At 58.0% G+C, this 25,324-nt stretch carries 23 protein-coding genes and 1 riboswitch; of the genes, 11 read left to right on the forward strand and 12 right to left on the reverse strand.

Annotated features, from left to right (window positions below; translation table 11 throughout):
• Positions 1-298 precede the first annotated feature (298 nt).
• The 3 genes from BBA90_RS06935 to BBA90_RS06945 form a co-directional block, all read right to left on the reverse strand.
• Positions 299-1,633, reverse strand: a complete 1,335-nt coding sequence (locus tag BBA90_RS06935; protein WP_065648490.1) for an MFS transporter — start codon at positions 1,631-1,633, stop codon at positions 299-301.
• Positions 1,634-1,920: 287 nt separating this feature from the next.
• Positions 1,921-2,922 (reverse strand): inner membrane protein YhjD, encoded by a 1,002-nt coding sequence (gene yhjD / locus BBA90_RS06940; protein WP_065648491.1) that lies wholly within the window; start codon positions 2,920-2,922, stop codon positions 1,921-1,923.
• A gap of 69 nt (positions 2,923-2,991) precedes the next feature.
• Positions 2,992-3,891 (reverse strand): LysR family transcriptional regulator, encoded by a 900-nt coding sequence (locus BBA90_RS06945; RefSeq protein WP_065648492.1) that lies wholly within the window; start codon positions 3,889-3,891, stop codon positions 2,992-2,994.
• Positions 3,892-4,006: 115 nt separating this feature from the next.
• Here BBA90_RS06945 and BBA90_RS06950 point away from each other — a divergent pair, with 115 nt between their 5' ends.
• Positions 4,007-4,765, forward strand: a complete 759-nt coding sequence (locus tag BBA90_RS06950) for an SDR family NAD(P)-dependent oxidoreductase (RefSeq protein WP_065648493.1) — start codon at positions 4,007-4,009, stop codon at positions 4,763-4,765.
• A gap of 26 nt (positions 4,766-4,791) precedes the next feature.
• Here the strand turns inward: BBA90_RS06950 and BBA90_RS06955 are convergent, their stop codons facing one another.
• Entirely contained in the window at positions 4,792-5,640 is an 849-nt protein-coding gene (locus BBA90_RS06955; protein ID WP_065648494.1) for a PhzF family phenazine biosynthesis protein, read from the reverse strand.
• A gap of 107 nt (positions 5,641-5,747) precedes the next feature.
• On the opposite strand from BBA90_RS06955, the gene BBA90_RS06960 reads away from it, so the two are divergent.
• Positions 5,748-6,371, forward strand: a complete 624-nt coding sequence (locus BBA90_RS06960) for a glutathione S-transferase family protein (protein WP_065648495.1) — start codon at positions 5,748-5,750, stop codon at positions 6,369-6,371.
• Here the strand turns inward: BBA90_RS06960 and BBA90_RS06965 are convergent.
• Complete coding sequence (locus BBA90_RS06965; RefSeq protein ID WP_065648496.1) at positions 6,368-7,828, reverse strand: PLP-dependent aminotransferase family protein; 1,461 nt, start codon at positions 7,826-7,828, stop codon at positions 6,368-6,370. The two genes, BBA90_RS06960 and BBA90_RS06965, sit on opposite strands and share 4 nt — an antisense overlap.
• A 135-nt stretch (positions 7,829-7,963) precedes the next feature.
• Here BBA90_RS06965 and BBA90_RS06970 point away from each other — a divergent pair, with 135 nt between their 5' ends.
• Entirely contained in the window at positions 7,964-8,551 is a 588-nt protein-coding gene (locus tag BBA90_RS06970) for a LysE family translocator (RefSeq protein WP_065648497.1), read from the forward strand.
• A 36-nt stretch (positions 8,552-8,587) separates the two neighbouring features.
• On the opposite strand, the gene mqo is transcribed toward BBA90_RS06970, so the two are convergent.
• Both mqo and BBA90_RS06980 read right to left on the reverse strand, forming a co-directional pair.
• On the reverse strand, positions 8,588-10,198 hold the full coding sequence (gene mqo / locus BBA90_RS06975; RefSeq protein WP_065648498.1) for a malate dehydrogenase (quinone): 1,611 nt from the start codon (positions 10,196-10,198) through the stop codon (positions 8,588-8,590).
• 500 nt (positions 10,199-10,698) lie between these two features.
• Positions 10,699-10,944: a DUF1158 domain-containing protein gene (locus BBA90_RS06980; protein WP_065648499.1), complete on the reverse strand. Its 246-nt coding sequence runs from the start codon at positions 10,942-10,944 to the stop codon at positions 10,699-10,701.
• Between the two features lie 284 nt (positions 10,945-11,228).
• On the opposite strand from BBA90_RS06980, the gene mntP reads away from it, so the two are divergent.
• From mntP to BBA90_RS07000, 4 genes are all read left to right on the forward strand, one after another.
• Complete coding sequence (mntP, locus tag BBA90_RS06985) at positions 11,229-11,801, forward strand: manganese efflux pump MntP (protein ID WP_039381085.1); 573 nt, start codon at positions 11,229-11,231, stop codon at positions 11,799-11,801.
• Between the two features lie 358 nt (positions 11,802-12,159).
• Positions 12,160-12,996 (forward strand): fumarylacetoacetate hydrolase family protein, encoded by an 837-nt coding sequence (locus tag BBA90_RS06990; RefSeq protein WP_065650421.1) that lies wholly within the window; start codon positions 12,160-12,162, stop codon positions 12,994-12,996.
• A 56-nt stretch (positions 12,997-13,052) separates the two neighbouring features.
• Positions 13,053-13,126: riboswitch (Fluoride riboswitch) on the forward strand.
• 86 nt (positions 13,127-13,212) lie between these two features.
• Positions 13,213-13,590 carry a fluoride efflux transporter CrcB gene (gene crcB / locus BBA90_RS06995; RefSeq protein ID WP_065648500.1) on the forward strand — a complete coding sequence of 126 codons (378 nt, stop codon included), beginning with the start codon at positions 13,213-13,215 and terminating at the stop codon, positions 13,588-13,590.
• Positions 13,591-13,646: 56 nt separating this feature from the next.
• On the forward strand, positions 13,647-14,444 hold the full coding sequence (locus BBA90_RS07000) for a sugar phosphate isomerase/epimerase family protein (RefSeq protein ID WP_065648501.1): 798 nt from the start codon (positions 13,647-13,649) through the stop codon (positions 14,442-14,444).
• Here the strand turns inward: BBA90_RS07000 and BBA90_RS07005 are convergent.
• The 3 genes from BBA90_RS07005 to BBA90_RS07015 form a co-directional block, all read right to left on the reverse strand.
• A complete protein-coding gene (locus tag BBA90_RS07005; RefSeq protein WP_065648502.1) occupies positions 14,441-15,046 on the reverse strand; it encodes an alpha/beta hydrolase in 606 nt (201 codons plus the stop codon). The two genes, BBA90_RS07000 and BBA90_RS07005, sit on opposite strands and share 4 nt — an antisense overlap.
• Positions 15,047-15,055: 9 nt before the next feature.
• The gene (locus BBA90_RS07010; RefSeq protein ID WP_065648503.1) at positions 15,056-15,997 is read right to left on the reverse strand and encodes a glutathione S-transferase family protein; all 942 of its coding nucleotides are present in this window, start codon (positions 15,995-15,997) and stop codon (positions 15,056-15,058) included.
• A 99-nt stretch (positions 15,998-16,096) separates the two neighbouring features.
• Positions 16,097-16,996 (reverse strand): LysR family transcriptional regulator, encoded by a 900-nt coding sequence (locus tag BBA90_RS07015; protein ID WP_065648504.1) that lies wholly within the window; start codon positions 16,994-16,996, stop codon positions 16,097-16,099.
• A 577-nt stretch (positions 16,997-17,573) separates the two neighbouring features.
• On the opposite strand from BBA90_RS07015, the gene BBA90_RS07020 reads away from it, so the two are divergent.
• Positions 17,574-18,698, forward strand: coding sequence for a GNAT family N-acetyltransferase (locus BBA90_RS07020; RefSeq protein WP_065648505.1), 1,125 nt, complete (start codon positions 17,574-17,576; stop codon positions 18,696-18,698).
• Here the strand turns inward: BBA90_RS07020 and BBA90_RS07025 are convergent.
• Entirely contained in the window at positions 18,695-20,527 is a 1,833-nt protein-coding gene (locus tag BBA90_RS07025) for an ABC transporter ATP-binding protein (protein ID WP_065648506.1), read from the reverse strand. The two genes, BBA90_RS07020 and BBA90_RS07025, sit on opposite strands and share 4 nt — an antisense overlap.
• A 63-nt stretch (positions 20,528-20,590) precedes the next feature.
• On the opposite strand from BBA90_RS07025, the gene BBA90_RS07030 reads away from it, so the two are divergent.
• Complete coding sequence (locus BBA90_RS07030) at positions 20,591-21,091, forward strand: GNAT family N-acetyltransferase (RefSeq protein ID WP_065648507.1); 501 nt, start codon at positions 20,591-20,593, stop codon at positions 21,089-21,091.
• Positions 21,092-21,179: 88 nt separating this feature from the next.
• Here the strand turns inward: BBA90_RS07030 and BBA90_RS07035 are convergent, their stop codons facing one another.
• Positions 21,180-22,094 (reverse strand): sugar ABC transporter substrate-binding protein, encoded by a 915-nt coding sequence (locus tag BBA90_RS07035; protein WP_065648508.1) that lies wholly within the window; start codon positions 22,092-22,094, stop codon positions 21,180-21,182.
• A gap of 419 nt (positions 22,095-22,513) precedes the next feature.
• Here BBA90_RS07035 and BBA90_RS07040 point away from each other — a divergent pair, with 419 nt between their 5' ends.
• A complete protein-coding gene (locus BBA90_RS07040; protein WP_065648509.1) occupies positions 22,514-23,908 on the forward strand; it encodes an MFS transporter in 1,395 nt (464 codons plus the stop codon).
• Between the two features lie 155 nt (positions 23,909-24,063).
• Positions 24,064-25,227, forward strand: coding sequence for an HD-GYP domain-containing protein (locus BBA90_RS07045; protein ID WP_065648510.1), 1,164 nt, complete (start codon positions 24,064-24,066; stop codon positions 25,225-25,227).
• Positions 25,228-25,324 lie beyond the last annotated feature (97 nt).

Consider the following 25,324-nt stretch of genomic DNA (forward strand, 5'->3'; position numbering starts at 1 on the left):
GCATAAATGCGGCCCCTACGCGATACACCCCGCAGGGGCGCCACACCACCCGTAGGGGCGCCATTAATGGCGCCCTGGCTCAACGGGCCGCATAAATGCGGCCCCTACCGCGATACATCCTGCAGAGGCGCCGCACCACCCGTAGGGGCGCCATTAATGGCGCCCTGGCTTAAGGGGCCGCATAAATGCGGCCCCTACGCGATACACCCCGCAGGAGCGCCGCACCATCCCGCCCCCGCGGCCTACGCAATAAAAAACCCGGACTGGCCGGGTTTTTGTACTGCATCAGAACGCGACGTTACGCCGCATCATACAGCGTCTGGTGCCGTGTCTCTTTACAGGCGATCAGGGCAATCAGCGTCAGTACTGCCATAGCGGCAAGGTAGAAACCTACTGCCTGCAGGCCATAATTTGCATTGAGCCAGGTAGCGATATAAGGCGCGACGGAAGCCCCGAGAATCGACGACAAGTTATAAGAGAAAGAAGCACCGGTATAGCGCACTTCGGTCGGGAACAGCTCCGGCAGCAGCGCACCCATCGGACCAAACGTCAGGCCCATAATGCTCAGACCCAGCAGCAGAAAGCCCATCACCAGAATCTGCGAGCCGGAGCCAAGCAGCAGCGGAAACATCAGTGCAAAAGCGATAATCATCAGCGTAATCGTGATCATGGTTCTGCGGCGGCCAAAACGATCGGCCAGCAGACCGGCAATCGGTACCATTACGCCAAATCCGATTACCGCCACCATCAGCATCCACAGAAAACTGTTGCGCGAGTAGCCGAGTCCGACCGGTGCCGGCGCGGTGCCGTAGCTCATTGAGTAGACGGTCATGATGTAGAACAGCGTATAGGTAGCCAGCATGATAAACGTACCGAGAATGGTCGCCGTCATATGCTTGCTCAGCAGCGTGCCGATAGGCATACGCACCTGCTTCTGCTCCTTCTGCACTTTGGCAAAAACCGGACTCTCATGCAGCGAGACGCGCACATAAAGGCCGATCAGCACCAGCACCGCCGAAAGGATAAACGGCACGCGCCAGCCCCACTGCATAAACTGCTCGTCGGTCAGCAGCCAGGAGAGCAGCAGGAACGTGCCGTTAGCAAAGAAAAAGCCAATCGGTGCGCCCAGCTGCGGGAACGAGCCGTAGAGCGCGCGCTTTTTCGCCGGCGCATTCTCCGTTGCCAGCAGCGCGGCACCTCCCCATTCACCGCCCAGCCCCAGTCCCTGGCCGAAGCGTGCCAGCGCCAGCAGCAGCGGCGCAGCAACGCCAATGGTTTCATAACCCGGCAGCAGACCAATCAGCACTGTTGAGACGCCCATTGTCAGCAGCGAAGCGACCAGCGTCGCCTTACGACCGACGCGATCGCCAAAGTGACCAAACACCGCTGAGCCGATTGGCCGCGCGACAAAGGCGATGGCAAAGGTTGCCAGCGACTGCAGGGTAGCAACGGTGGCATCCCCCTGCGGAAAGAAAATATGCGGAAAGACGATAACCGCTGCGGTGGCGTAAATGTAGAAATCGAAGAACTCGATAGCGGTACCGACCAGGGAAGCAACGACAACTTTACCGCGCGAATTGACCGGCGCATCGTCGTGCAGTGCGTCAGGTGTTTCTGTGATGGAGGCTTGCATAAATGTTTCTTAATTGTAAATGTAAACCAGAAATATTACGCACCTGGTATGCGGCATTCAATGAGCAAAAAGCGTGGCAAAACGGCGATTTTCGCCGAAAAAGAGGATAATGTCTGAGTTAACCGGATTGATGGCGGATGGCAGCGGCAGGGAGCATTTTTCTGGCGTGAATCGCTGCCAAACCGCTAAATAAAAGTGTCCTGCCGGGGTTTCCTGCTGGCGGATGCGCTGAAATTCGCCAGCAGGAAACAGATATTACTGTTTAGTCAGTTGCCCTGCACACGCTGTCAGGAGGGCTGACGCGGCTGTGGCATTTCCGTGTCCCCTTTATATTTCGCCGTGGCGATCCACGCGGCGCAGAACAGCGTCAGGCGGGCAAAGAAGTAGAAAAACGCCATCAGGCCAAGTACCGAACCAAAGGCGGCGCCTGAAGGAGAGGTTGCCAGCTTCGGCAGCGTCAGCGTCATGACGAATTTAATCACCTCAAAGCCGATGGCTGCCAGCAGCGTACCGCGCAGCAGCGCTCTTTTACGCGGCTTATGACGCGGCAGGATCCAGAAAATCCACAGAAAGAGCAGATAGTTCGCCAGCACGGAGATTGAGAGAGCAATGACCGTCATGACCGGACGCAGCCAGTCAATGCCGTCCAGCCCCAGCGCACTGACGATAGCCGCCTGAGCAGCACCGGCAATCGAGGTCAGCGAAAGGGTGATCACCAGAGCCAGCATCAGCCCCAGGAGTGAAAAGAGATCGCGCAGATATTTCTTCCAGAACACCTCTTTATCATCCGGCGTTCGTTCCCAGACATCGCGCGACTGCGCGCGGACCGCTTCGCGCAGGTTGCCCATCCAGTTGATACCGGAATAGAGCGCCAGCAGCAGACCGGTCAGACCCACGGTAGCGCGCTGCTGGATCGCGGTGTTCACGGTATTCTTCAGCGTGGTGGCGAGCGTGGGATCGCTGATGCTGCTGACAATTTTGTTAATCAGCTCTGACAGCAAATCCTGATTGGACGCCAGCACGAACCCCACGGCGGCAAACGACACCATCAGGATCGGGATCAGTGATAAAAAAGAGAAATAGGTGATCGCCGCGCCAAACTGGCTGCCCAGCCGGTCATTAAAGCGATCCAGCGCCCGGATAAAGTGGGCCACAGCCGGAATAGACTGAAACCACGTGGCGAAGCGCGACACGCGACGAATTGAGCCATCCACGGTTTTGTTACCGGTGTGGATATCGATCAGCGGCTTTGGATCGGCGGCTGACTCCTGGGTTGTTTTGTCTGTCATAGACGATAGGCATCCTGTTCACTGCGAAACTGAAATTATATACCCTAAATAACGGGCACGGCGGATGCGTCAGGTGACGTACTCCTGCAGCACCTGACTCAGCCACTCCATAAACACCCGCACGCGGCGCGCCACGTTACGGCGGTGCGGATAGAGCAGCGTAATCGGCATCGGTTTTGCCGGAAAGGCGTGCAGCACTTCCACCAGCTGACCCGACTCCAGCAGCGGCTGAACACCCATTGCCGGCACCTGAATAATGCCCAGTCCGGCCAGGCAGGCGGCCCGATAGGTTTCAGTGCTGTTTACCGTGACCACGCCGCCGGTCTGCACATAGTGGCACTGCCGGCCATCAAAATATTCAAATCCCGGCGCGGACTGACCCAGCTGCTGGGTATAGTGCACCATGGCGTGCTGCGACAGCTCCTCCAGCCGTATCGGGCGTCCGAAGCGGGAAAGGTAGTCGGGACTGGCGCAGTTGATCAAGGCATAGGTGCCAATTTTTCGCGCAATCAGCCCGGAATCTTTCAGCTCGCCCACGCGCACCACGCAGTCAAACCCTTCACGGATCACATCCACCTGGCGATCGCTGCTGCTCAGCTCAAGCTCAATACCAGGATAGTGCTGCAGAAATTCCGGCAGACGCGGCAGAATAAAGCGCGTGGCCATCGCCACCGACATATCGACCCGCAGTTTGCCGCTCAGCGTGGCCGGGTCATGCTGAAACAGACTGTCCATATCTTCCATCATCGACAGCAGATCGAGGCAGCGATCGTAATAGACCAGCCCGTCCTGGGTGAGATGCACGCGCCGGGTGGTACGGTGCAGCAGGCGCGTGCCCATCTGATTTTCCAGCGCCTGCAGCTGACGTGACACACTGCCCTTGGGTAAACCCAGACTTTCCGCTGCCCGGGTAAAACTGCCCATCTCCGCGACCCGTACAAAAACCTGCATTGCATGAATTTTATCCATGTTGTTCACCGATTGTTGTTGTTATTGAAACAGTGCTGCGCAGTTATCTGCGTTTATAGATCACTTTGGTTTGAATATCTTTATCAGACGTTCACTTTTGCAGCAGGAGAGAGTTATGAATCACAAAATTGCGCTGATTACCGGCGGAAACCGCGGTCTGGGACGGAATGCAGCCCTGAAACTGGCCGCGCGCGGCACACATATTGTATTTACCTACCGAAGTCACGCCGATGAAGCGCAGAGAGTGGTGGAGGAGATCGAAGCGCTGGGCGTGCAGGCAGCTGCGCTGCCGCTGGACGTGGGTGACAGCCGCCAGTTCGCTGCCTTTGCACAACAGCTCACGCAGACGCTACAGCGCCTCTGGCAGCGCGACCGGTTTGATTTTCTGGTAAATAATGCAGGTCATGGCCACTATCGGCTGCTGACCGAAACCACTGAGGCGGAATTTGATGCGCTGGTCAATGTGCACCTGAAAGGCCCGTTTTTTCTGACCCAGACGCTGCTGCCGCTGCTGAACGACGGCGGTAGCATCCTGAATATCTCCAGCGGCCTGACCCGCATCACGCAGCCCGGTTCCGGGACCTATGCCGCGATGAAAGGTGCCATGGAGGTGCTGACGCGCTATCAGGCGAAAGAGCTGGGCGCGCGGCGCATTCGCGTCAATATCCTGGCACCCGGCGCGATTGAGACTGACTTTGGCGGCGGACGGGTGCGCGATACGCGTGACCTCAATGCGCAGATTGCGTCCGTCACCGCGCTGGGGCGGGTCGGGCTGCCGGACGACATCGGTGACGCTATCTGCATGCTGCTGAGCGAGGAGAGCGGCTGGATCACCGCCCAGCGCATTGAAGCATCGGGCGGTCAGGCGTTGTGACTGCCTGCTGACGTAAGAGCGGCGCGTCAGAGCGTGATGGTACCGTCTATTACCGTTACCGTCTGACCCCCAATCCAGATTGCCTCCTCCGTATAGGTAACGTCAATACGGCCGGTGCGCTGGATCACGCTGCCCTGGCGTGCCCGGTAGCTGCGCGTCTGGCCCTGTGCCGCCAGGTAGCGTGCCAGACAGGCATTAGCGCTGCCGGTGACCGGATCTTCAGTGAGGCTGCCATTCTCCACCAGTAGCGCGCGCACCTCATACTGCTCCGGCTCCCCCGGCGGCAGTGTGCCAAAAATCAGCGTGCCGCTGACGCCAGCGCGCTGCTGCAGCTGCTGCAGATCGGCCGCGGAAGCCGTGACATCGCGTACCGCCTGCGCGCTGCTGAGCGGGATAAGCAGCCAGCGAATTCCCATATCCGCCACGGCAGGCGACTGCGTCAGATCAAAGGCCTCACTGTTAAGCGCGCGGCTTATCAGCGCATCGCTGAACGGCGTCAGGCTCGCCGCCGGGGCCGCGAACGCCAGCGCGCCATCGGCGGCGATACGCACTTCGACCAACCCGACGCCGCACTCCTGAATAATGCAGCCGGCGTTTTTCAGCGGCCAGCCCGCTTCCAGCAGCGCATGTGCCGTACCCAGCGTCGGGTGACCGGCAAACGGCAGCTCCCCTTCCGGGGTAAAAATGCGTACGCGGTAGTCCGCCGCACCGTGCTCTGGCGGCAGAACAAAGGTGGTCTCTGACAGATTGGTCCAGCGCGCAATGGCTGCCATCTGCCCGTCAGCTAACCCCTGTGCATCCATGATCACAGCCAGCGGATTTCCGCGGAATGCCGTTGCGGTAAAAACGTCCACTTGTTTAAACGCCACTCTCATATCGATCCCTTTTCTGTCAGTCAATATGGGGAATGATACCCTGCGCATGGTAAAAGCGTGCTAACAGGACTATGAATAGATTAATAATTCTGCAGGCGGAGTCCGCAATGTTAAAAATTTTAGGTCGTAATACATCCATCAACGTGCGCAAGGTGCTGTGGCTCTGCGCTGAGCTGAATATCACCTATAAACATGAGGCCTGGGGCGACGACGGGCTGTCGCTGCATGCACCGCAGTTTATGGCGCTGAATCCCAACGCGCTGGTGCCGGTCATCATCGACGACGGGCTGGTGATATGGGAATCCAACGCTATTCTGCGCTACCTGGCCAGCAACTACGGTGGCGCATGGCTCTATCCGGACGAACCGCGCGTACGCGCGCCGGTGGATCAGTGGATCGACTGGCAGGCCACTGAGCTGAATACCTCCTGGCGCTACGCCTTTATGTCTCTGGTGCGTAATTCGCCGGCGCATCAGGATCCCCGCCTGCTCGCGGCAGCGGTAAAAGGCTGGACGCACACCATGGGCATTCTCAACCAGCAGCTGGAAAAATCGGGCCGCTACGTGGCCGGACGTCACTTCAGCCTGGCGGATATTCCGGTCGGCCTGGCGGTGAACCGCTGGTTTGAGACGCCGCTGGATCACCCCGATTTTCCGGCGATACAGACTTATTATGAGCGGCTGACGGAGCGTCCCGGCTTTACCACCTGGGGACGCAACGGCACGCCTTAGGGCACAGCAGGGGCGATGCCGGTCATCTCACATGCCAGGGCGCCCGTGCGCGCTAAGGCACTGGTATAACGCGCGTCAAACGGATAGCAGCAGGAGAGGCGCAGCGCATGCCGGTAGCGTTCGCTCAGTGTATAAAGCGCACCTGGCGTGACGCAGATCTGCTCCTGCAGCAGCCGGGTAAACAGCATAACCGTGTCGATCTCACCCGGCAGCTCGACCCAGAAAACAAAACCGCCGCGCGGCAGCGTGGCGCGTGTCCCCTGCGGGAAATGGCGTGCCAGAATGCCCCGAGCCGCATCCAGGTTTGCCGCATAGCGCCGGCGCAGCGAGCGCAGATGATGATCATAGCCTCCGCTGGCGAGGAACTCTGCCAGCGTCTCGCTCAGCAGCCGCGATTCAGTCATTGATGAAACCGCCTTCAGCCGCGCGATGCTGGCGTGAAACCGGCCCGCGGCGGTCCAGCCAATGCGGAAATCAGGGGCCACGGTTTTGGTAAAGCTGGTGCAGTAAATCACCCAGCCATCGCGATCGAACGCCTTAACCGGCGGGGACAGCGGCCAGTCAAACTGCAGTTCATCATAGAGTCCGTCTTCAATCAGCGGGATGCGGTGGTGATTCATCAGCGCGGCCAGCCGTTTTTTGTTCTCCAGCGGCATCACGTACCCCAGCGGATTTTGCGCGCCCGGCATGGCGATCAGCGCCTGAATGCGCTGCTCCTGCAGCAGCATCTCCAGCGCATCCAGTGAGAGGCCGCGATGCGGATCGGTCGGGATCTCCAGCGCTTTCAGCCCCAGCGAGGCGAGCAGCGGAAACAGGAAAAAATAGGTGGGGGATTCCAGTCCGATACAGTCGCCGGGCTGCGTAACCGCACGCAGCGCCAGCTGCAGCGCCTCCATGCAGCCGTGGGTGAGGGTGATCGCCTGAGCGGTAAGGTTCAGTCCGGTATGCACGCTGCGTCGGGCGATCTCCTCGCGCAGCCGCTCGCTGCCGGGCGGCAGCGCATAGCGGCCGATAATGTCGCCCTGGCGCCGGATCAGCGCGGCGGTGATCCGGCCCAGCTTCGCTGAAGGAAAAAGTTCGCTGTCCTGCGGACAGGCCAGTGAAATATTGGTGTAGTCAGGATTATTCTGCGCGGCAAAAACCTGCTCAATCAGCGCCAGCTTCTGTGCATCCGGATCGCTGATTTCTGCAGCGGGCGTCTGCAGCGACGGCGTAACGGCCGGCAGCACACCGCGCACGTAATAACCTGACTGCGGCCGCGCCTCGATCAGTCCGCGATCTTCCAGCAGCTGCCAGGCGCTGAGCACGGTATTCACGCTGAGCTGATGCGACTGCGCCACCCGCCGGATAGCAGGCAGGCGTGCGCCGGGTCGCAGCGATCCCTGATGAATAGCGTCAGCAAATTTTGCTGCCAGCTGCTGATAGCGCGGTTGATCGTCAGAAAAAGCGAGGGACACAATAGCCTCCGGAAATCACAGGTACAAAGCAGGAAAAACGCGACTGTACCCATCACAATACTGAATTGCTGTCTCTGTTGCCATTACGGCTGGCGCATTACGATGGTGTCAGCTTATTCAGTCCGGAGAACGCCTGTGCTCGATCCCACCTTTTTCAGTTACGTCACCATCATGTCTATTACGCCCGGCCCGAACAATCTGCTGCTGGCTACCTCAGGCGTCAACTTCGGCTTTCGCCGCACGCTGCCAATGCTGGCCGGTATACTGCTCGGCTGCGCGCTGCAGATGCTGCTGGCCAGCGTGGCGCTGGAGCTGCTGCTGACGTGGATGGCGACCGTGCGTCTGCCGCTGACGCTGGCCGGCTGTGGCTATCTGCTCTGGCTGTCATGGAAAATATTTCGCGCCGGTGCGCCGCAGGTCAGCGCCCGTCCGCGTCCCATGACGCTGCTGGGCGGCGTGGCTTTTCAGGCCGTTAATCCGAAAGCCTGGCTGATGGTTACAAACGTGGCGCTGCTCTACGCCAGCAGCAGCAGCGTCTGGCTGGTTCTGGCCGCTTTTGCGGCGCTGAATCTGCCCTGTATTCTGCTCTGGGCGGCGCTGGGGGATCGGCTGCGTACGCACCTGCAAACGCACTGGAAACGGCGGCTGTTTAATGCGGTGATGGCATTATCGCTGGTCGCCACTACTGTCTGGATGGGGTATGACGCGCTGAGCGCGATATAGAGCAGGTGCGCCGGGCGGCGCACCTGAAAAGTCAGCTTACTTGCCGACCACGTGAGCGGTAATCCGCGCTTCGTCGTTTGCCGCATGCGAGGTGATCACCGGCTCATATTCCAGCTGCAGTATGCGGCTGGTATCGGCCAGTACTTTCTCGGTCAGCGCCACGTCACCATTAAGCTTGCGGCCCCAGGACGGTATAACAGCACGGATTTTAGTCTGCCACTCCGGTGAGCGCATCTGCTCAGGAAAGGCTTTTGCCATCAACTCCAGCATAATCGGTGGCGCGGTCGATGCGCCAGGCGAGGCGCCCAGCAGCGCAGAAATGGAGCCGTCGGCAGAGGTGACAACTTCAGTGCCGAGGCGCAGTACGCCGCCTTCCTGCTCATCGTTTTTAATAATCTGCACGCGCTGACCCGCCGTTACCAGGCGCCAGTCTTCCTGTTTCGCCTGCGGCACATAGGCACGCAGCGCCTCCATACGATCGGCGTCGCTCTGCAGCACCTGATCGACCAGATATTTCACCAGGTCAAAACTTTTCAGGCCGACCTGCATCATCGGCAGCAGGTTGCTGGTGTTCATCGCACCAAACATATCCAGCAGCGAACCCTGCTTCAGAAACTTGGTGGAGAAGGTGGCGAACGGGCCAAACAGCAGCACCTGTTTGCCATCCAGTACGCGGGTATCAACATGCGGCACTGACATCGGCGGGGCGCCGACGCTGGCTTTGCCATAGACCTTGGCCATATGCTGCGCGACCACGTCCGGATTTTCGGTCACGAGAAAAGAGCCGCCTACCGGGAAACCGGCGTAACCTTTAACTTCAGGAATGCCTGACTTCTGCAGCAGCGGCAGCGCGGCGCCGCCGGCACCGATAAACAGCTGGCGGGTAATCAGGGTACGCTGCTCGCTGGTATCCAGATTCAGCAGCGTGACCTGCCAGCGGCCATCGTTCAGGCGAACCAGATCGCGCACTTCCTGCCGCATACGCAGACGGAAATGCGGTTTTTTCTCCAGTGCGGCGATCAGCTGGCGCGTTACTTCACCAAAGTTGACGTCTGTACCCATATCGGTCCAGGTAGCAGCAACCTTCTGCTGCGGATCGCGTCCTTTCATTACCAGCGGGATCCACTGCGCAATCTGCTCGCGATCTTCGGAATAGTGCATACCGCGGAACAGCGTGCTTTTCTGCAGCGCCTGGAAACGCTTGCGCAGGAAGTCGACGTTAGCGTCACCCCAGACAAAACTCATGTGTGGCGTGGTATGGATAAAGCTTTTGGGATCCTGCAGGTTGCCTTTCTGCACGTGATACGCCCAGAACTGACGCGACATCTGAAAGGATTCGTTGATGGTCACCGCTTTAGCGATATCGATCGAGCCGTCCGCCTTTTGCGGCGTGTAGTTAAGCTCTGCCAGTGCGGCATGACCGGTACCGGCATTATTCCAGCCGTTGGAAGATTCCACTGCGACGTCATTCAGACGCTCAACCATTTCAATGGACCAGTCTGGTTCCAGCTCCTGTAACCAGGTGCCAAGCGTAGCACTCATGACGCCTGCGCCAATCAGCAGGACATCAACTTCTTTCCGTTCCTGACGTTTTGCACCATCCATTGCAGCGCTGCTCAGCGCCAGGTTTACCGCAGTGTTGCTCATGAGGCGACATCTCCTCTTCTGTTGACCTGAAGCTCAACAGGTTGGCAGGCAAAATAGCCGCGCGGCTTGTTCGCGCGCTGCGCTATCTCAAGGGGTTAAGACTCAGGTTAAGCCAATGGGGCGATAACGGTTAACTACACGTTATGCATATGCTTCTGAATATAACATTCTCGTATTGGAATTAAACGTTTGTTTATTTTTTAAATGCCGAAATGATTCAGCATAAGAATTAATCAGAGTAAGCGACGGCTTATAAGATATTTTTATCCGCTAATCAGCAGGTTATGATGATATTAATGTTATGCGATTGTGATGAGTTTCAGGTGAGTAAAAAGCGAACAGTGACAGGCGTCACAAAATAACATTCTGAATAATAAGAAATATTTATCGAGAGAAAGAATCAGGGATTTTTTGTTGCGCGATATGTCGCCCGTTTGTGTAAAAATAGTGTTACATTTCTGTGATTCTGATTTTAACGGGCGTTTCTCCTTAGAGCAGGTTCAGCGCATCTGAAACCAGCGACGCCAGACAAAACGAATAACAAAAAACTCCAGCGTGCCCAGCAGCAGAAACCACAGGCAGAATACCAGCGTATAAAGCTGATTAAGATCCTGCAGGTGTAAGCTTTGCTGCAAACGCTGCGCCCATATCAGACCAAAAGAGGGTGCCGGCAGCAGAAGCGCCGAAAGAAAGCCCAGCAGCAGGATCCCGCCTGGAATAATCAATGTTTCAAAAGGGTTTTTCATCGCGCTTTTCCTGTCAATATTGCGCGGGCATTAGCGCATAAAAGGGGCGGGCAGTGCAATCTGTGAATCAAATGGCGTCAGGAAATTTCTTCGATTCCATTAACTTAGCGGTAAAAATAGCGATCGTTAAGAGTTATAGCCTTTGCTATACTTAAACCCCTGATTTTGTTGTCTTTTTTTTGAGTGTTTTGCATGTTAGACTGCGCGCACTTTTTCATGACTGAATAATGAGCACGAACAAAGCAGAGAATTTCCGCATTTGTTCGTTAACTGGCTAAAAACCCATGACATTCATTGCAACCCTGATCCTGGCTTTTGGCATGTCAATGGACGCCTTTGCCGCTGCACTGGGGAAAGGTGCGTCGTTGCACCGTCCGGGAATAAAAGAAGCCTTACGCACTGGCCTGATTTTTGGTGCAATCGAAATGCTGACGCCGCTTATTGGCTGGGCTATCGGGCTGGCGGCCAGTCACTACATCATGGCGTGGGATCACTGGGTGGCCTTTGGTCTGCTTAGCGTACTGGGCGGCCGGATGATTATGGAAGGTTTCCGGCAGACGGCAGATGAGCCCTGCGAAGCGCCGCAGCAGCACGGTTTTATGGTGCTGGCGCTGACGGCGGTTGCCACCAGCCTCGATGCGCTGGCCGTGGGCGTGGGTCTCGCTTTCCTGCAGGTGAATATTCTGTTTACTGCGCTGACCATCGGTGCAGCCACTACGCTGATGGCGACGACCGGTGTGCTGGTCGGGCGCTTTATCGGCCCGGTTCTGGGAAAATGGGCAGAAGTTCTGGGCGGTGTCGTACTGATCTGTATCGGCAGCACCATTCTGATTGAGCACCTGGGATTGATGAGCTGAACGGCAATTTTGTGATCTGGCTCAAATAAAATTGCATGAAAAACGCGCTGCCGCTATAATTTGCGCGTAATTTTTCAACAATATTTGAGTCAGGTGTGTCATGAAAGCTTTTTTCCGTTATGTGTTTCGTGCCTATGTCGCAACGTTTAAACACGTACCGCCGGGCGCGCTGTCTTAAGCGTCCAGAGTTACCCTCGATAATCGCCTTCAGGGATCGAAGGATGATTATCACCCCCCTCTTTGTGCTTTCCCGTGCACAGACTGACACAAACCTTCACCACTTTCTTTGCAGGTCATACCGCATTTCCGGCTGGCTTTTGATACGCTGCGCGCCATTTCTTATTACAACGAGGCGGTTATGCAGCTTTGCAGTTTTTATATCATTGATTGTGCACGCAAAAGCTATGGCATTGTGCAGAAAGAGGGTGTTGTCGATCTGGGACTGCGCCTGGGTGCTGCCTGTCCCGACCTGAAAACCCTGCTGGCCCGCGGCGGTATCAGCGATCTGGCCGCATTTCAGCATCAGCCAGTGGATCATGCGTTTAGTGCCATTCGTTTTCTGCCGGTGATTGAGCAGCCCGGCAAAGTTTTTTGCGTCGGCATGAACTATGCGGACAAACGTAAAGAATTTGCGGAAACGCTGGATGCGCCCACGCTGTTTGTTCGTTTTGCTGACTCCCTGGCGGCGCATGAGCAGCCGCTGCTGAAGCCCGCGACCACGGCAGAATTTGATTATGAGGGCGAACTCGCCGTTATTATCGGCAAAACCGCCTCGCAGGTAACGGCGGGCGACGCGCTGTCGTATGTGGCGGGCTATAGCTGCTTTATGGATGCCACGGTTCGCGATATGCAGTTTACCTGGTTTACCGCCGGAAAAAACTGGCAGCAGACCGGCGGTTTTGGCCCGTGGATGACCACGGCTGATGAGATCCCCGATCCGCAGCAGCTGGCGATCAAAACCTGGCTCAATCAGCGTGAAGTGCAGAATGACACCACGGCCAGCATGGTGCATCCGGTGGCGAAGATTATTGAGTACATCTCTGCCTTTAGCCCGCTCTCTCCGGGAGACGTTATTATTACCGGCTCGCCGGGCGGCGTCGGCAAAAAGCGTACGCCACCGCTGTTTATGTTCCCGGGCGATGAGATTGAAGTGGAGATTGAAAAAATCGGTCGTCTGCGTCATCGGGTGGCCTGACCGGCACCCGGCACAGCGGTCTGAAGGGTGACCGTTTACCGGCGATAGCGTATTATCTCAGTACGGGTGATGGCGTACCACCTGATCCAACCGCCGCTGTTTTCAGACGGCTGATGACGCCTGACTATACGCTTATTCCTGTGCGGACAGGGCGGCGGGTCAGGCGTTTTTCTTTTCCTGCTGCCTTTACGCACGCTTCACTCCGGAGATCAAATTATGCTGAAGTCGCTGTGTGCTGTGATGGCTGGCGGAGCTGCTGGCTGCACCCTGCGCTGGCTTATCTCGCTGCGTTTTAACGCACTGTTTCCTGATTTGCCACCAGGCACGCTGATCGTCAACCTGGTGGGCGGGTTTATCATCGGTGCCGCCCTGGCGTGGTTTATGCGCTACCCGCAGCTTGATCCGGCATGGAAACTGCTGATCGTTACCGGACTGTGTGGCGGCCTGACCACGTTTTCTACCTTTTCAGCAGAAATTGTCAGCCTGCTACAATCAGGTAAATACCTGTGGGCAATGTCGAGCGTGATGGTGCATGTTGTGGGGTCGCTGCTGATGACTTTTGCAGGCTTTGCAGTGGTTAACCTGCTCGGCTGAGCGCCTGACCGTGGCCCGGCAGGGAGGATTTTATTCAACTGCAAAGGAGCGTAACCATGCCGGGTAATCCACTCTTCCTTAATCTGGTATTGCTGCAGGGCGAGCCTGCAGCAAAGCTGCACGCGGCACAGGATGCAGGTTTTGATCAGGCCGAGATCTGGCGCGAGGATGTGGAAAACATGGAGACGGCGCACTTAGCGCACTCTGCCATCCGTTTTACTAATCTGCAGGTGCTGCGCGATTTTACCGGCGCCCCGGACCATGAGCGCCGGCAAAAACGCGAGGAGCTGCAGCAGTTTATCCGGTTAGCGCACGCGATTGGCTGCGACACCATTCAGGCACCTGCCACCACGCGGCAGGACTGTATCCCGGAACGTATTGATGATGATTTGCGCTGGCTGGCGGCGGAAGCGGCGCGCCATGATATGCGTATCATGTATGAACCCATGGCGTGGAGCAGCGTGGATAATACGCTGCCGCTCGCCTGGCAGCGCCTGCAGCGTCTTGACCTGCCCAACGTCGGGCTGGTGGTGGATCTGTTTCATATCTGTGCGCTGGATGGCGACGCCTCACACCTTGAGGGCATCCCGGTTGATCGCATTTATGAAGTTCAGCTGTGCGATATGGCTGAACAGCCGCCGCAGAATAATCAGGCGCTGAGTGACTATGCGCGTCATCAGCGGCTGCTGCCGGGCGACGGCATTATCGATGTGGCCAGCTTTGTCAGCCGGCTGCAGCGTGCCGGTTATTGCGGTCCGGTCGGTATTGAAGTGTTCAATGACCAGCTGAAAGCGCAGCCAGCGACAGAGAGCGCGCGGCGTGCCTGGCAGGCACTGAATCGCTGCTGGCGCTAATCCTGCAGGCACTGCGCAATATACGTTACCGCCTCTCTTGCGCCCTGCGGCGAGATGGTGTGGCCGGTGGTGGCCTCAAACGCGGCCGTCACGTTAACGCCTGCCGCCTGTAAGCGGCTGATGGCAGATTCTGTTTCGCTGAAAGGGATCACATCATCCGCTTTGCCGTGGATTAGTAGCGCGGAGGCACAGGGCTGCGGGGTCAGCGTCTCATCAAAGGCCAGCCGGCCGGAAAATGCCACCACGCCGGCCAGCGGGTAGCGTCCTGAGGCCAGCGCATCCAGCGCCATGATCGATCCCTGTGAGAAACCGACCAGGATAACCTTATCCCAGGCATCCGGCATACCGTGCTGCGCCATCAGGCGCTGCAGCGTATCGTCGAACGCATCGCGTGCTGCGCGCACGCGGGCCGGACGATTCTCCGGCGTAATGCCGGTCAGGCTGAACCACTGATAGCCCATCGCATGCTCAAACGGCCAGGGGGCGTCAGGTGAGGCAAACGCCACGTCGGGCAGCAGCCCGGCCCAGTGCTCACCCAGCGCCGCGAGATCGTCGCCACTGCTGCCGACGCCATGCAGAAAAATAACCAGTGCGTTTGCCATGCCTGCTCCTTAAAAACCGTACGCTGCCATATCCGGCCCGGCGGGCACAATGCCGTTGGGGTTCAGTGCCTTAATGGAATAGTAGCCCTGTTTGATATGGTCCATATTCACCGTCTGCCGGATACCCGATACCGCCAGAACGCTTTTAAGATAGCGATCCAGCAGCGGATAGTCACACAGACGGCGCAGATTGCATTTGAACAGGCCATAGTAGGCGGCGTCAAAACGAATCAGCGTGACAAACAGCCGGATGTCGGTTTCTGTCAGGCGTTCGCCCAGCACAAAGGTACGGCCATCTTTCAGCAACGTTTCCAGCTCATCCAGCTGCGCAAAGACATCGCTGAAGGCCTGCTGATAGCTCACCTGGGTGGTGGCAAAGCCGGTGCGGTAGACACCGTTGTTTAACCGGGTGTAGATCGTTTCATTCAGCGCATCGATCTCCGTGCGCAGATCGGCAGGATAGAGATCCAGACGATCGTCTGCCAGATCGCCAAAGCCGCTGTTCAGCATGCGCAGAATATCGGCCGACTCATTATTCACAATCGTCTGCGTCTTTTTATCCCACAGAACCGGTACGGTAGCGCGCCCGGTAAAACCGGCATCGGCGCGGGTATAAAGCTCATGCAGATAGTCAGCTTGGTTCAGCGTGTCGCGCTGCGCCCCCGGGTAATCGCCAAAGCGCCAGCCTGCGCTGCCCAGCTGCGGTTCAACCACGGAAACCGTGATAACCTGCCCGAGACCTTTCAGGCTACGCGCAATCAGCGTGCGTGATGCCCATGGGCAGATCAGCGCTACGTAGAGATGGTAGCGATCCGGCTCTGCGGCAAATTCAGTTGTGCCATCGGCACTGATCCAGTGACGGAACTGTGAGGTCTGGCGTACAAATCCGCCCTGCCGATCGGTGGCCTGTACGGGATGCCAGGCTTCGCTCCATTTGCCATTCACTAACATAACGCTGCTCCTTTATCATCAGGGCGCAGAGAGTAGCGCGCCGCAGGCCTGGTGATAATCCAGGCAAAACGGCTTTCATTCTTTCCGAAATGGAAGTAATCACACAGGCGGTTGGTGGAGAAAATGTCTGGCCAGAAAATCGATCAGCAGCCGGGTTTTTTGCGCCAGAAAACGGGCAGAGGGATAAAGTGCAAAGAGTCCCATGGGCGGCGGTGCAAACTCCGCCAGCAGCGGAATAATCTCTTTGCGCTGCAGGGCTGGCGTGGCGATAAAGCCGGGCAGGCGGGCGATGCCGAGTCCGGCGATAGCGGCATGCAGGCACGCTTCGGTATTGGAAAAACAGAGGCGGCCGCGAATCGGTACCGTTGCGCTGTCGCCCGCTGCCGTTATAAAAGGCCAGTTCCACGGATCGCGAAAGTTGGTGTCGCTGATGCACTGGTGCCGGGCAAGATCGCGCCAGTGCTGTGGCGTGCCGTGCTGGTGCAGGTATGCAGGTGATGCGGCTATATGCACCGGCACGTCACCCAGTCGTCGGGCAATCAGGCTGCTGTCATCGAGATGGCCAATGCGCACCGCCAGATCGAATCCTTCATCCACGATATTCACGGCGCGATCGGAAAAGCTGACGTCCAGCTCAATAAGCGGATAGTGGCGGGCAAACGCGACCAGCACCGGTGCCAGCACCGCCGTCCCAAACGTGCCTGGCGCGCTGATGCGCAGCCGGCCAGAAGGCAGGCTGGCATTTTCGCGCATAGCGTCATCCAGCGCATCAAACGCATCCAGCAGCGTTTTTATGCGCTCATAGTAAGCGCGGCCCGCATCGGTCGGAGAGAGTGCCCGCGTAGTACGTTTGAGCAGCTGAACGCCCAGCAGCTGTTCAAGCCGCGACACCAGTTTTGACGCCTGCCCGCTGCTGGTGCCAAGGCGCATCGCCGCAGCGGCAAAGCTGCCCGCCTCCAGTACAGCAACAAACATCCGGTCACAATCGAGTCGATCCATCATCTCTCCAGGCAGGGCAAAGGCAGAGTATACGATCAACCCGCGCCCCTGTAAGGAGCACATTTATACGGGGATTCCATCGTAGGGGGCAGGATTCCATCGTAGGGGGCGCATTAATGCGCCCCTGGCCACAGCCTGCACGCGCATCAACCCAGGGCGCCATTAATGGCGCCCCTACGGGGATTACGTTGTAGGGGGTGGGATTCCATCGTAGGGGGCGCATTAATGCGCCCCTGGCCACAGCCCGCAAGCGCATTAACCCAGGACGTCATTAATGGCGTCATCACGTCCCGCACGCGCATTAACCCAGGGCGCCATTAATGGCGCCCCTACGGGGATCGCGTTGTAAGGGGCCGGGTTTCCATCGTAGGGGGCGCATTAATGCGCCCCTGGCCACAGTCCGCACGCGCATCAACCCAGGGCGCCATTAATGGCGCCCCTACGGGAATTCCATTGTAGGGGGCGCATTAATGCGCCCCTGGCTGCAGCACTGCATCCTGGCGAGAAAGGGCGCTGTGACGTATCGTATACGCATTAACCCGGGTGCCGTGACGGTGCCCCTGGCCGGGAGGGCTGCATGTCACTGCATTTTCTATCATCACTGACGGAGATCGCGGCCGCGGAATGGGACGCGCTGTTACCTGACGATCAGCCCTTTTTACGCCACGCCTTTCTGACTACCCTTGAGGAGAGCGGCAGCGTACGCGCTGAAACGGGCTGGCAGCCGGCACATCTGCTCTGGCGGGAACAGGGCAAAACCGGTGCCGCACTGCCGGGCTATGTTAAATCCCACTCGCGCGGCGAATATGTCTTCGATCAGGCCTGGGCCGAAGCGTGCCAGCGTGCCGGGATCCGCTACTACCCGAAATGGCTCGGGGCGGTTCCGTTCAGTCCGGTGACGGGGCAGCGTCTGCTGGGCGAAGCGCCTGCTATCAGCCAGCTGCTAGCTGCGCTACCGGAGGCGCTGCAGGCGCGACAGATAAGCGGGGCGCATATCAACTTCACTACGCCGCCCGCCAATGCCCTGATCGCAAAGCAGCCCGACTGGCTGATGCGCCTTGGCCTGCAGTATCACTGGCACAACCGTCACTACCGCGACTTTGCTGACTTCCTTGATACGCTGATGTCGCGTAAACGCAAGCAGCTGCGTAAAGAGCGGGAGCTGGTGCAGCAGAGCGGCTTTGTGTTTAGCTGGTATCGTGGTGATGAACTGCGGGAGGATCAGTGGGATTTTGTCTACACCTGCTACGTCAGCACCTACGCGGTACGCGGCCAGCGGCCTTACCTGACACGCGCATTTTTCAGTCTGCTGGCAGAGCGTATGCCGCAGGCGATCCGCGTGGTTATCGCCACGCTCGGTGAACAACCTGCCGCGATGGCCTTTTATCTGTGCGACAGCACCACGCTGTATGGCCGCTACTGGGGCTGTCTGGCGGAGTTTGACCGCCTGCACTTTGAAACCTGTTTTTATCAGGGTATGGAGTTTGCTATCGCGGAAGGGCTACAGCGTTTTGATGCCGGTGCGCAGGGTGAGCACAAGCTGGTGCGCGGTTTTGAACCGGTAATAACGCACTCCTGGCACTATCTGGCGCATCCGGGACTGCGCGCGGCGGTGGCTGATTTTCTGCAGCAGGAACGGGCAGGGGTGCACGACTGGGCGGATGAGGCGCGCGCCGCCCTGCCGTTCCGGCGCGGCGATTAATCGGTGCCGACGAAACCGCCGGTCTGATGCTGCCACAGGCGGGCGTAAAGGCCGTTCTGTGCCAGCAGCTCGTGGTGATTGCCCATCTCCACGATCTCACCCTGCTCCAGCACTACCAGCCGGTCCATCTTCGCGATGGTCGACAGGCGATGGGCGATGGCGATCACCGTTTTGCCCTGCATCAGATTTTCCAGACTCTCCTGTATGGCTGCTTCCACTTCGGAGTCCAGCGCTGAAGTGGCTTCATCCATAATCAGGATCGGCGCATCCTTGAGCAGCACGCGGGCGATAGCGATACGCTGCCGCTGGCCGCCGGAGAGCTTGACGCCGCGCTCGCCAACGTGCGCCTCCAGCCCGGTACGTCCCTGAGCATCAGAGAGCAGCGGAATAAACTCATCGGCACGCGCCTGCGTAATCGCCGCCTGCAGCTCCGCTTCCGTGGCGTCCGGGCGACCATAAAGGAGATTGTCGCGGATGGAACGGTGCAGCAGTGAAGTATCCTGCGTGATCATACCAATCTGCCCGCGCAGGCTCGTCTGGGTGACATCCGCAATATTCTGATCGTCAATCGCAATGCGTCCGCCGTTGAGGTCATACAGGCGCAGCAGCAGATTCACCAGCGTGGATTTACCGGCACCGGAAGGGCCAATCAGGCCGATTTTTTCGCCTGGCTTAATGGTCAGATTCAGCCGGTTAATCACCTGACGATGGCTGCCATAATCAAAGCGCACATCCTCAAAACGGATCTGGCCGCGCGTCACCCGCAGCGGTGGTGCCGCCGGCGCATCCTGGACGCTGAGCGGCTGCGCAATGGTGCCCAGCCCATCCTGTACCATACCGATATTTTCAAAAATACCGTTCACCACCCACATGATCCAGCCGGACATATTCACCAGCCGGATCACCAGCCCGGTCGCCAGCGCAATGGCACCGACGCTGATCAGCGACTGGCTCCAGAGCCACAGTGCCAGCCCGGAGGTGCTGACAATCAGCAGGCCATTCAGCGTGGAGAGCGTAATATCCATGCTGGTCACCATGCGACTGGCGTGACGGGTTTTGTCTGTCTGGTCCTGAATCGCCTCGCGCGCGTAGCGCTTCTCCAGATCGTTATGCGCAAACAGCTTGATGGTGGCGATGTTGGTATAGCCATCCACAATGGTGCCCATCAGGCGCGATCGCGCCTCTGAGGAGACCACTGAACGCTGCTTCACGCGCGGCACAAAAAAGCGCAGTGACAGGCTGTAAGCAATCAGCCAGATCACCAGCGGGATCATCAGCCGCCAGTCCGCCTCCGCAAACAGCACCAGCGAGGTACCGGCATAGATCACCACGTGCCAGATGGCATCCACCAGCTGTACCGCCGAATCGCGCAGCGCGTTGCCGGTCTGCATGATGCGCTGGGCAATGCGCCCGGCAAAATCGTTCTGAAAGAAGTTAAGGCTCTGACGCAGCACATAGTTATGATGCTGCCAGCGGATCATGCTGGTCATGCCGGGGTTAATGCTTTGATGCACCAGCAGATCGTGCAGGGCGATCACCACCGGCCGCAGGATCAGCGCTACCGCCGCCATCCAGAGCAGCGCCGGCCAGTGTTCACTGAACAGCGTCGCCGGCGTGGCATGGTTGACGAGATCGATAATGCGGCTGAGATAGCTGAACAGCGCGACTTCAATCAGCGCCTGTGCCAGACCCACCACCAGCAGCGCGGCGAAACCTGGCCATACCTGACGCAGATAGTAGCGATAGAACGCGCCGAGGCTGGCGGGGGGAGAATCCGTTGGTGCATCCTGGAAAATATTGATAAAACGTTCAAAACGGCGAAACAACATAGGGTCACTCTTTCCGGAAGGTCAGAGTTAACAGCTTAGTGCAATCAGACGGAGATCACGGATATGGAGATAAAGATTCGCGGCCGCGAACCGCGCGACGCCGCGGCTTATCAGCGCCTCTACAGTCAGCCAGAGGTCTATCGCTGGACCACGCAGCTACCCTTTCCCAGCGTAGCCACGTGGGAGAAAAAATTTGAGCGTATGGATGCCGAAGGCTATATCGCGTTTGTCGCTGAGCTGGAGGGGCAGATGGTGGGCGAACTGACGCTGTTTACCGAACAGCGGCTGCGCACCCGCCACAGCCTGAGCTTTGGCATCAGCGTTGATCCGGCGTTTGCCGGACGCGGTATCGGCGAGCAGCTGATCCGCACCGGGCTTGACTACGCCTTTAACTGGATGGGAATTATCCGCGTGGAGCTGGAGGCATTTCATGACAACGCGCGCGCGCTGCGTCTCTATACGCGTCTGGGCTTTGAGCATGAGGGCGTAAAGCGCCAGGCCTGCCTGCGCGATGGCGACTATCACGATATCGTGGTGATGGCGAAACTGCGCGACCGTCAGTGACGGTGCGCGCGCATGCTGAGGCGCGCGAAAACAAGACCTGACAGCAGAGCTGCCGCACCGGGCGGCTCTGCTGCGTTCTCAGGCGGGGCTACTGGCTCTTTTTAACGTAGTTCTGCATATTCTCTTTAGTGACCAGCTCAAACGGGATCCAGACGTGAGAGGCAACCTTTTCACCGCCGATCAGCTTTTGTGCGACCTCAACAGACGTTTTGCCCTGGCCGATGGCGTCCTGAAATACGGTGACCTGAATTTTATCCTGCGCCAGCGCCTGCAGTCCGTCCGGCGTGGCGTCAATGCCGCCAATCAGCAGCTTTTTGTTGCTTTTTGCCAGCGCCATTGCCGCGCCGATTGCCATCTCATCGTTGTTCGCTGCGACGATATCAATCGACTCGCCGTTGCCAAGCCAGTTGAGCATTAAATCCATGCCTTCGTTGCGTGCATAGTTAGCGGGCTGTTTCTGCACCACCTTCATACCGGGATATTTCGCGACGACCTGCTCCACATCCTTCGTACGCTGCAGAGCGCCGGCATCAGTAAGATTGCCGATCATAATCGCCACATTTCCTTTGTAATTAGCCATCTTAGCCAGCGCTTCCATCTGCAGCGTGCCGGATTCGCGTTCATCTGAGCCAACAAACACTACGCCCGGCGGCAGCGCTTTATCGCCCGGCGTACGGTTCACATACACCAGCGGAATCTTTGCCTGCTGCGCCAGACGGGTAAGCTGTGGCGTGCTGGCCGAGTCGACCGGATCGACAATAATGGCGTCCACGCCCGCGCCGATAAAACTCTGTACCTGATCGGTCTGACGACCGACATCGCCGCGCGCATCCTCAAACTGTACCTCCAGCCCGCGCGCTTTCGCCTCTTTATCGATCGACTGGCGGATAATGGTTAAAAAATTCTGATCAAAGTAGGCCATCGACACGCCGATTTTATCCGCCAGTGACGACGCAGAGGCCGAAAGTAATCCCACCAGCAGCACCGCTTTTACTATTTTCATTGCGTACTCCAGAGCATGAGAGAAAAGGGTTTGGAACAAATATTTCAGTAGAGTTAAAAATGACCTGTTGAAACCATTTGAGACTACGATCGGCGTACAAACCTGACAATCTGCCGGTGCGCGTTTTGCTGCCGGGAGCACATATCAGCCCGTACATAGTCAGCAGTAACCCGCTTTTCTTTCGCCTGGCGCACACTCTGCAGCGCTCGCCGGAGAAAGATCGGCAATCTGTGCGGCACAGCACGCTGCATTGTGCCAAACGCTAAAAGCGGGGACGTTTTTAACCTGCCGATCCCTGCAACCGCACAATGACCGCCCCCCAGACCGCTTTCTATAGTTGCTGAACAGTAAAGATTGCGCGGTATTGCTGACCCCTGTCGCATCGCGGCAGGACGCTTCCCTTTCAAGGAACTGAGCCTATGTTGCAACGTCAAACCCGCAGTGAAACCAGCCGTGTGCGCCTCTGGATCCTCTGTCTGATCCTGTTTCTGTCGGTAGTGGCCTATGCTGACCGGTCGATCCTGTCGATCTCCGGTTCCGCGATCAAAGAGGAGTTCGGGCTTTCGGCGATCCAGCTTGGCCTGATCCTCTCCGCCTTCAGCTGGGCCTACGTGATTGGTCAGATCCCCGGCGGCCTGCTGCTCGACCGTTTCGGCACGAAAAAAGTCTACGGCGTGACGCTGGGGCTCTGGTCGATCTCCACGCTGCTGATGGGCTTTGTCGGTGAGTTCTCAGCCGGCGTGACCATGACGCTGACGCTGATGTTTGCGCTGCGTTTTGCTCTGGGCCTGATAGAAGCACCCAGCTTTCCCGCCAACGCCCGTGCGGTCATTATGTGGTTTCCCGGTGCCGAGCGCGGGCGCGCTTCATCGCTGTTTGCCTCTGCCCAGTATTTCGCCGTCGCCATTTTTTCGCCGATCTCAGGCTGGCTGGTCATGCGGTTTGGCTGGGAATGGCCGTTCTTTGTGCTGGGCACCCTCGGCATTCTGGCCGTGTTTGTCTGGATGGCGTGGATGCACACGCCGCGCCAGCATCCGCGCGTGTCAAAAAGCGAGCTGAACTACATCGAGCAGGGCGGTGCGCTGGTGGATATCGATGCCGCAGAGACGCTGAAAGCCCGTCCTCCGGTTGATAAACGCATGTTTAAACTGCTGCTCAGCAGCCGCATGCTGTGGTGTGTTTACCTCGGACAGTACTGCACTATCGCGCTCAGCTATTTCTTTATTACCTGGTTTCCCATCTACCTGGTCCAGGCGCGCGGTATGAATATTATGGATGCCGGGTTTGCCACGATTGCGCCCGCGCTGTTTGGCTTCCTGGGCGGGATCAGCGGCGGTTTTCTCTCTGACAAGCTGCTGGCACGCGGCTGGAGCCTCTCCTGGGCGCGCAAGGGGCCGTTTATCGCCGGTATGCTGATGGCGGCTTCGCTGACGCTGGCCGCGGTGATCCCGACCAACGCCGGCATTATCGCTATCATGTCTTTCGCCTTCTTTGGCAAGGGAGTGGCAGCCGGTGCCGGCACCTGGACCATTGTCAGTGACACCGCGCCAAAAGAGGCGGTGGGGCTGGCGGGCGCCATCTTCAACGGTATCGGGAATATGGCTGGCTTTATCACGCCGCTGCTGTTTGGCATTATTGTCGGGCTGACCGGCAGCTACAGCGTCGGCCTGCTGTTTGTCGGCGCGCACTGCGTTATTGCAGCCCTGCTGTTTCTGCTGGTGATGGGGCCGATTCAGCGCGCAGACAGCCAGACGCCAGCAGGCCAGACGCGCACGTCGCACCGTGAGCAGGGAGATGAAGCAAAAGCGCTCTGAGCCGGTAGTTTGTTCGCCGCCACCGGTAAAGGGCACCACCGGAAAAAATGTGCGCTTTACCGGCGGGCTCACAGTCGCACAAAACGCCTCTGAAGATTTTTTGATCAGCTGCCGATACCCCTCCTGACCATCCACAGCGAGTCAGGAGAGTATGTGTGATAAAGCTGATTTCCGTGGACGAACTGCAAGAGGGCATGTTTATCCACAAACTTGAGGTCTGGTGGCTGAAAGATCTGCGCATCCGCAACCTCATGCTGATTACTGACCAGCGCCAGATCGCCATGATCCGCAGTGAAGGGATCCGCAATGTCTGGATCGATCTCGATAAGTCGGTACCGATCCCGCGCAGCCTGCCTGTCAGAACGCCGGTAGCGGAAAGTGCCTTTTTCCGCGAGCTGGATCAGGCGCAGCAGATTTTCGCCCAGGGCAAGCCGCGCGTGCTGGCGATGTTTAATGAAGCCCGTATGGGCCAGCGGCTTGACCTCAGCTTTACGCTCGATCTGGTTGAGCAGATAGCCGGATCGATTGCGCGTGAACCTTCGGCGCTGCTCAGCGTGGCGCGCCTGAAAAATCATGATGATTACACCTATCTGCACTCCATGGCGGTGTGCGGGCTGATGATCTCACTCGGTAAAAAACTGGGGCTGGAAGCCGATCAGCTGCGTCGCGTGGGCATGGCTGGCCTGCTGCACGATGTCGGCAAGGCGGCGGTGCCGCTGGCTATCCTCAATAAGCCCGGCAAACTGAGCGACGATGAGTTCGCGGTAATGCGTGAACACCCGATTGTTGGCGCACAGATGCTGATGGACGCGGATGCCGGCTACGATCTGCTGGATGTGGCGCTGCATCACCACGAAAAATTTGACGGCAGCGGCTATCCGCACGGCCTGCGCGGCGAGGAGATCACACTCTATGCCCGCATGTCCTCCGTCTGTGATGTTTATGACGCGCTCACCTCGCATCGTCCCTATCGTAAAGGCTGGACGCCCGCAGAAGCGATGCACAACATGCTGAGCTGGCGTGGCCATTTCGACCCGGCAGTGCTGCACAGTTTTGTGCGGGCGATTGGCATTTATCCGGTAGGATCGCTGGTACGGCTGGCGTCGGGACGGGTCGCGCTGGTGGTGCAGGCGGGCGAAAAATCGCTGCTGAAGCCTAAGCTGCACGTCTTCTGGTCGCTGCATGCCCGGCGCGAAGTCAAACCGGAAATTGTCGATTTAGGCGACAGCTTCTGCACCGACAGCATCACCGGCGCTGAAGAGGGGTCGCTGTGGCAGAACATTGACCTTAATCGCGTCTGGGCGCTGGAAAGCGCTTAATTTTCCGCTGTTTTTATACTTTCTTTACGCCTGCCTTCCGCCTTTTTATCTCTTCTTTATACCGCGCCGCGCATGCTTGTCGCTCTACTGATGACTC

Origin of the sequence: Pantoea eucrina (assembly GCF_001691555.1) — a bacterium.
Classification (GTDB): domain Bacteria; phylum Pseudomonadota; class Gammaproteobacteria; order Enterobacterales; family Enterobacteriaceae; genus Pantoea; species Pantoea borealis.

What these genes read in the sequence shown, in the direction of transcription:
- BBA90_RS06935 (WP_065648490.1), bottom strand. Translation starts at nt 1,633, where the DNA reads ATGCAAGCCTCCATCACAGAAACACCTGACGCACTGCACGACGATGCG.
- yhjD (WP_065648491.1), bottom strand. Translation starts at nt 2,922, where the DNA reads ATGACAGACAAAACAACCCAGGAGTCAGCCGCCGATCCAAAGCCGCTG.
- BBA90_RS06945 (WP_065648492.1), bottom strand. Translation starts at nt 3,891, where the DNA reads ATGGATAAAATTCATGCAATGCAGGTTTTTGTACGGGTCGCGGAGATG.
- BBA90_RS06950 (WP_065648493.1), top strand. Translation starts at nt 4,007, where the DNA reads ATGAATCACAAAATTGCGCTGATTACCGGCGGAAACCGCGGTCTGGGA.
- BBA90_RS06955 (WP_065648494.1), bottom strand. Translation starts at nt 5,640, where the DNA reads ATGAGAGTGGCGTTTAAACAAGTGGACGTTTTTACCGCAACGGCATTC.
- BBA90_RS06960 (WP_065648495.1), top strand. Translation starts at nt 5,748, where the DNA reads ATGTTAAAAATTTTAGGTCGTAATACATCCATCAACGTGCGCAAGGTG.
- mqo (WP_065648498.1), bottom strand. Translation starts at nt 10,198, where the DNA reads ATGAGCAACACTGCGGTAAACCTGGCGCTGAGCAGCGCTGCAATGGAT.
- BBA90_RS06980 (WP_065648499.1), bottom strand. Translation starts at nt 10,944, where the DNA reads ATGAAAAACCCTTTTGAAACATTGATTATTCCAGGCGGGATCCTGCTG.
- mntP (WP_039381085.1), top strand. Translation starts at nt 11,229, where the DNA reads ATGACATTCATTGCAACCCTGATCCTGGCTTTTGGCATGTCAATGGAC.
- BBA90_RS06990 (WP_065650421.1), top strand. Translation starts at nt 12,160, where the DNA reads ATGCAGCTTTGCAGTTTTTATATCATTGATTGTGCACGCAAAAGCTAT.
- crcB (WP_065648500.1), top strand. Translation starts at nt 13,213, where the DNA reads ATGCTGAAGTCGCTGTGTGCTGTGATGGCTGGCGGAGCTGCTGGCTGC.
- BBA90_RS07000 (WP_065648501.1), top strand. Translation starts at nt 13,647, where the DNA reads ATGCCGGGTAATCCACTCTTCCTTAATCTGGTATTGCTGCAGGGCGAG.
- BBA90_RS07005 (WP_065648502.1), bottom strand. Translation starts at nt 15,046, where the DNA reads ATGGCAAACGCACTGGTTATTTTTCTGCATGGCGTCGGCAGCAGTGGC.
- BBA90_RS07010 (WP_065648503.1), bottom strand. Translation starts at nt 15,997, where the DNA reads ATGTTAGTGAATGGCAAATGGAGCGAAGCCTGGCATCCCGTACAGGCC.
- BBA90_RS07015 (WP_065648504.1), bottom strand. Translation starts at nt 16,996, where the DNA reads ATGGATCGACTCGATTGTGACCGGATGTTTGTTGCTGTACTGGAGGCG.
- BBA90_RS07020 (WP_065648505.1), top strand. Translation starts at nt 17,574, where the DNA reads ATGTCACTGCATTTTCTATCATCACTGACGGAGATCGCGGCCGCGGAA.
- BBA90_RS07025 (WP_065648506.1), bottom strand. Translation starts at nt 20,527, where the DNA reads ATGTTGTTTCGCCGTTTTGAACGTTTTATCAATATTTTCCAGGATGCA.
- BBA90_RS07030 (WP_065648507.1), top strand. Translation starts at nt 20,591, where the DNA reads ATGGAGATAAAGATTCGCGGCCGCGAACCGCGCGACGCCGCGGCTTAT.
- BBA90_RS07035 (WP_065648508.1), bottom strand. Translation starts at nt 22,094, where the DNA reads ATGAAAATAGTAAAAGCGGTGCTGCTGGTGGGATTACTTTCGGCCTCT.
- BBA90_RS07040 (WP_065648509.1), top strand. Translation starts at nt 22,514, where the DNA reads ATGTTGCAACGTCAAACCCGCAGTGAAACCAGCCGTGTGCGCCTCTGG.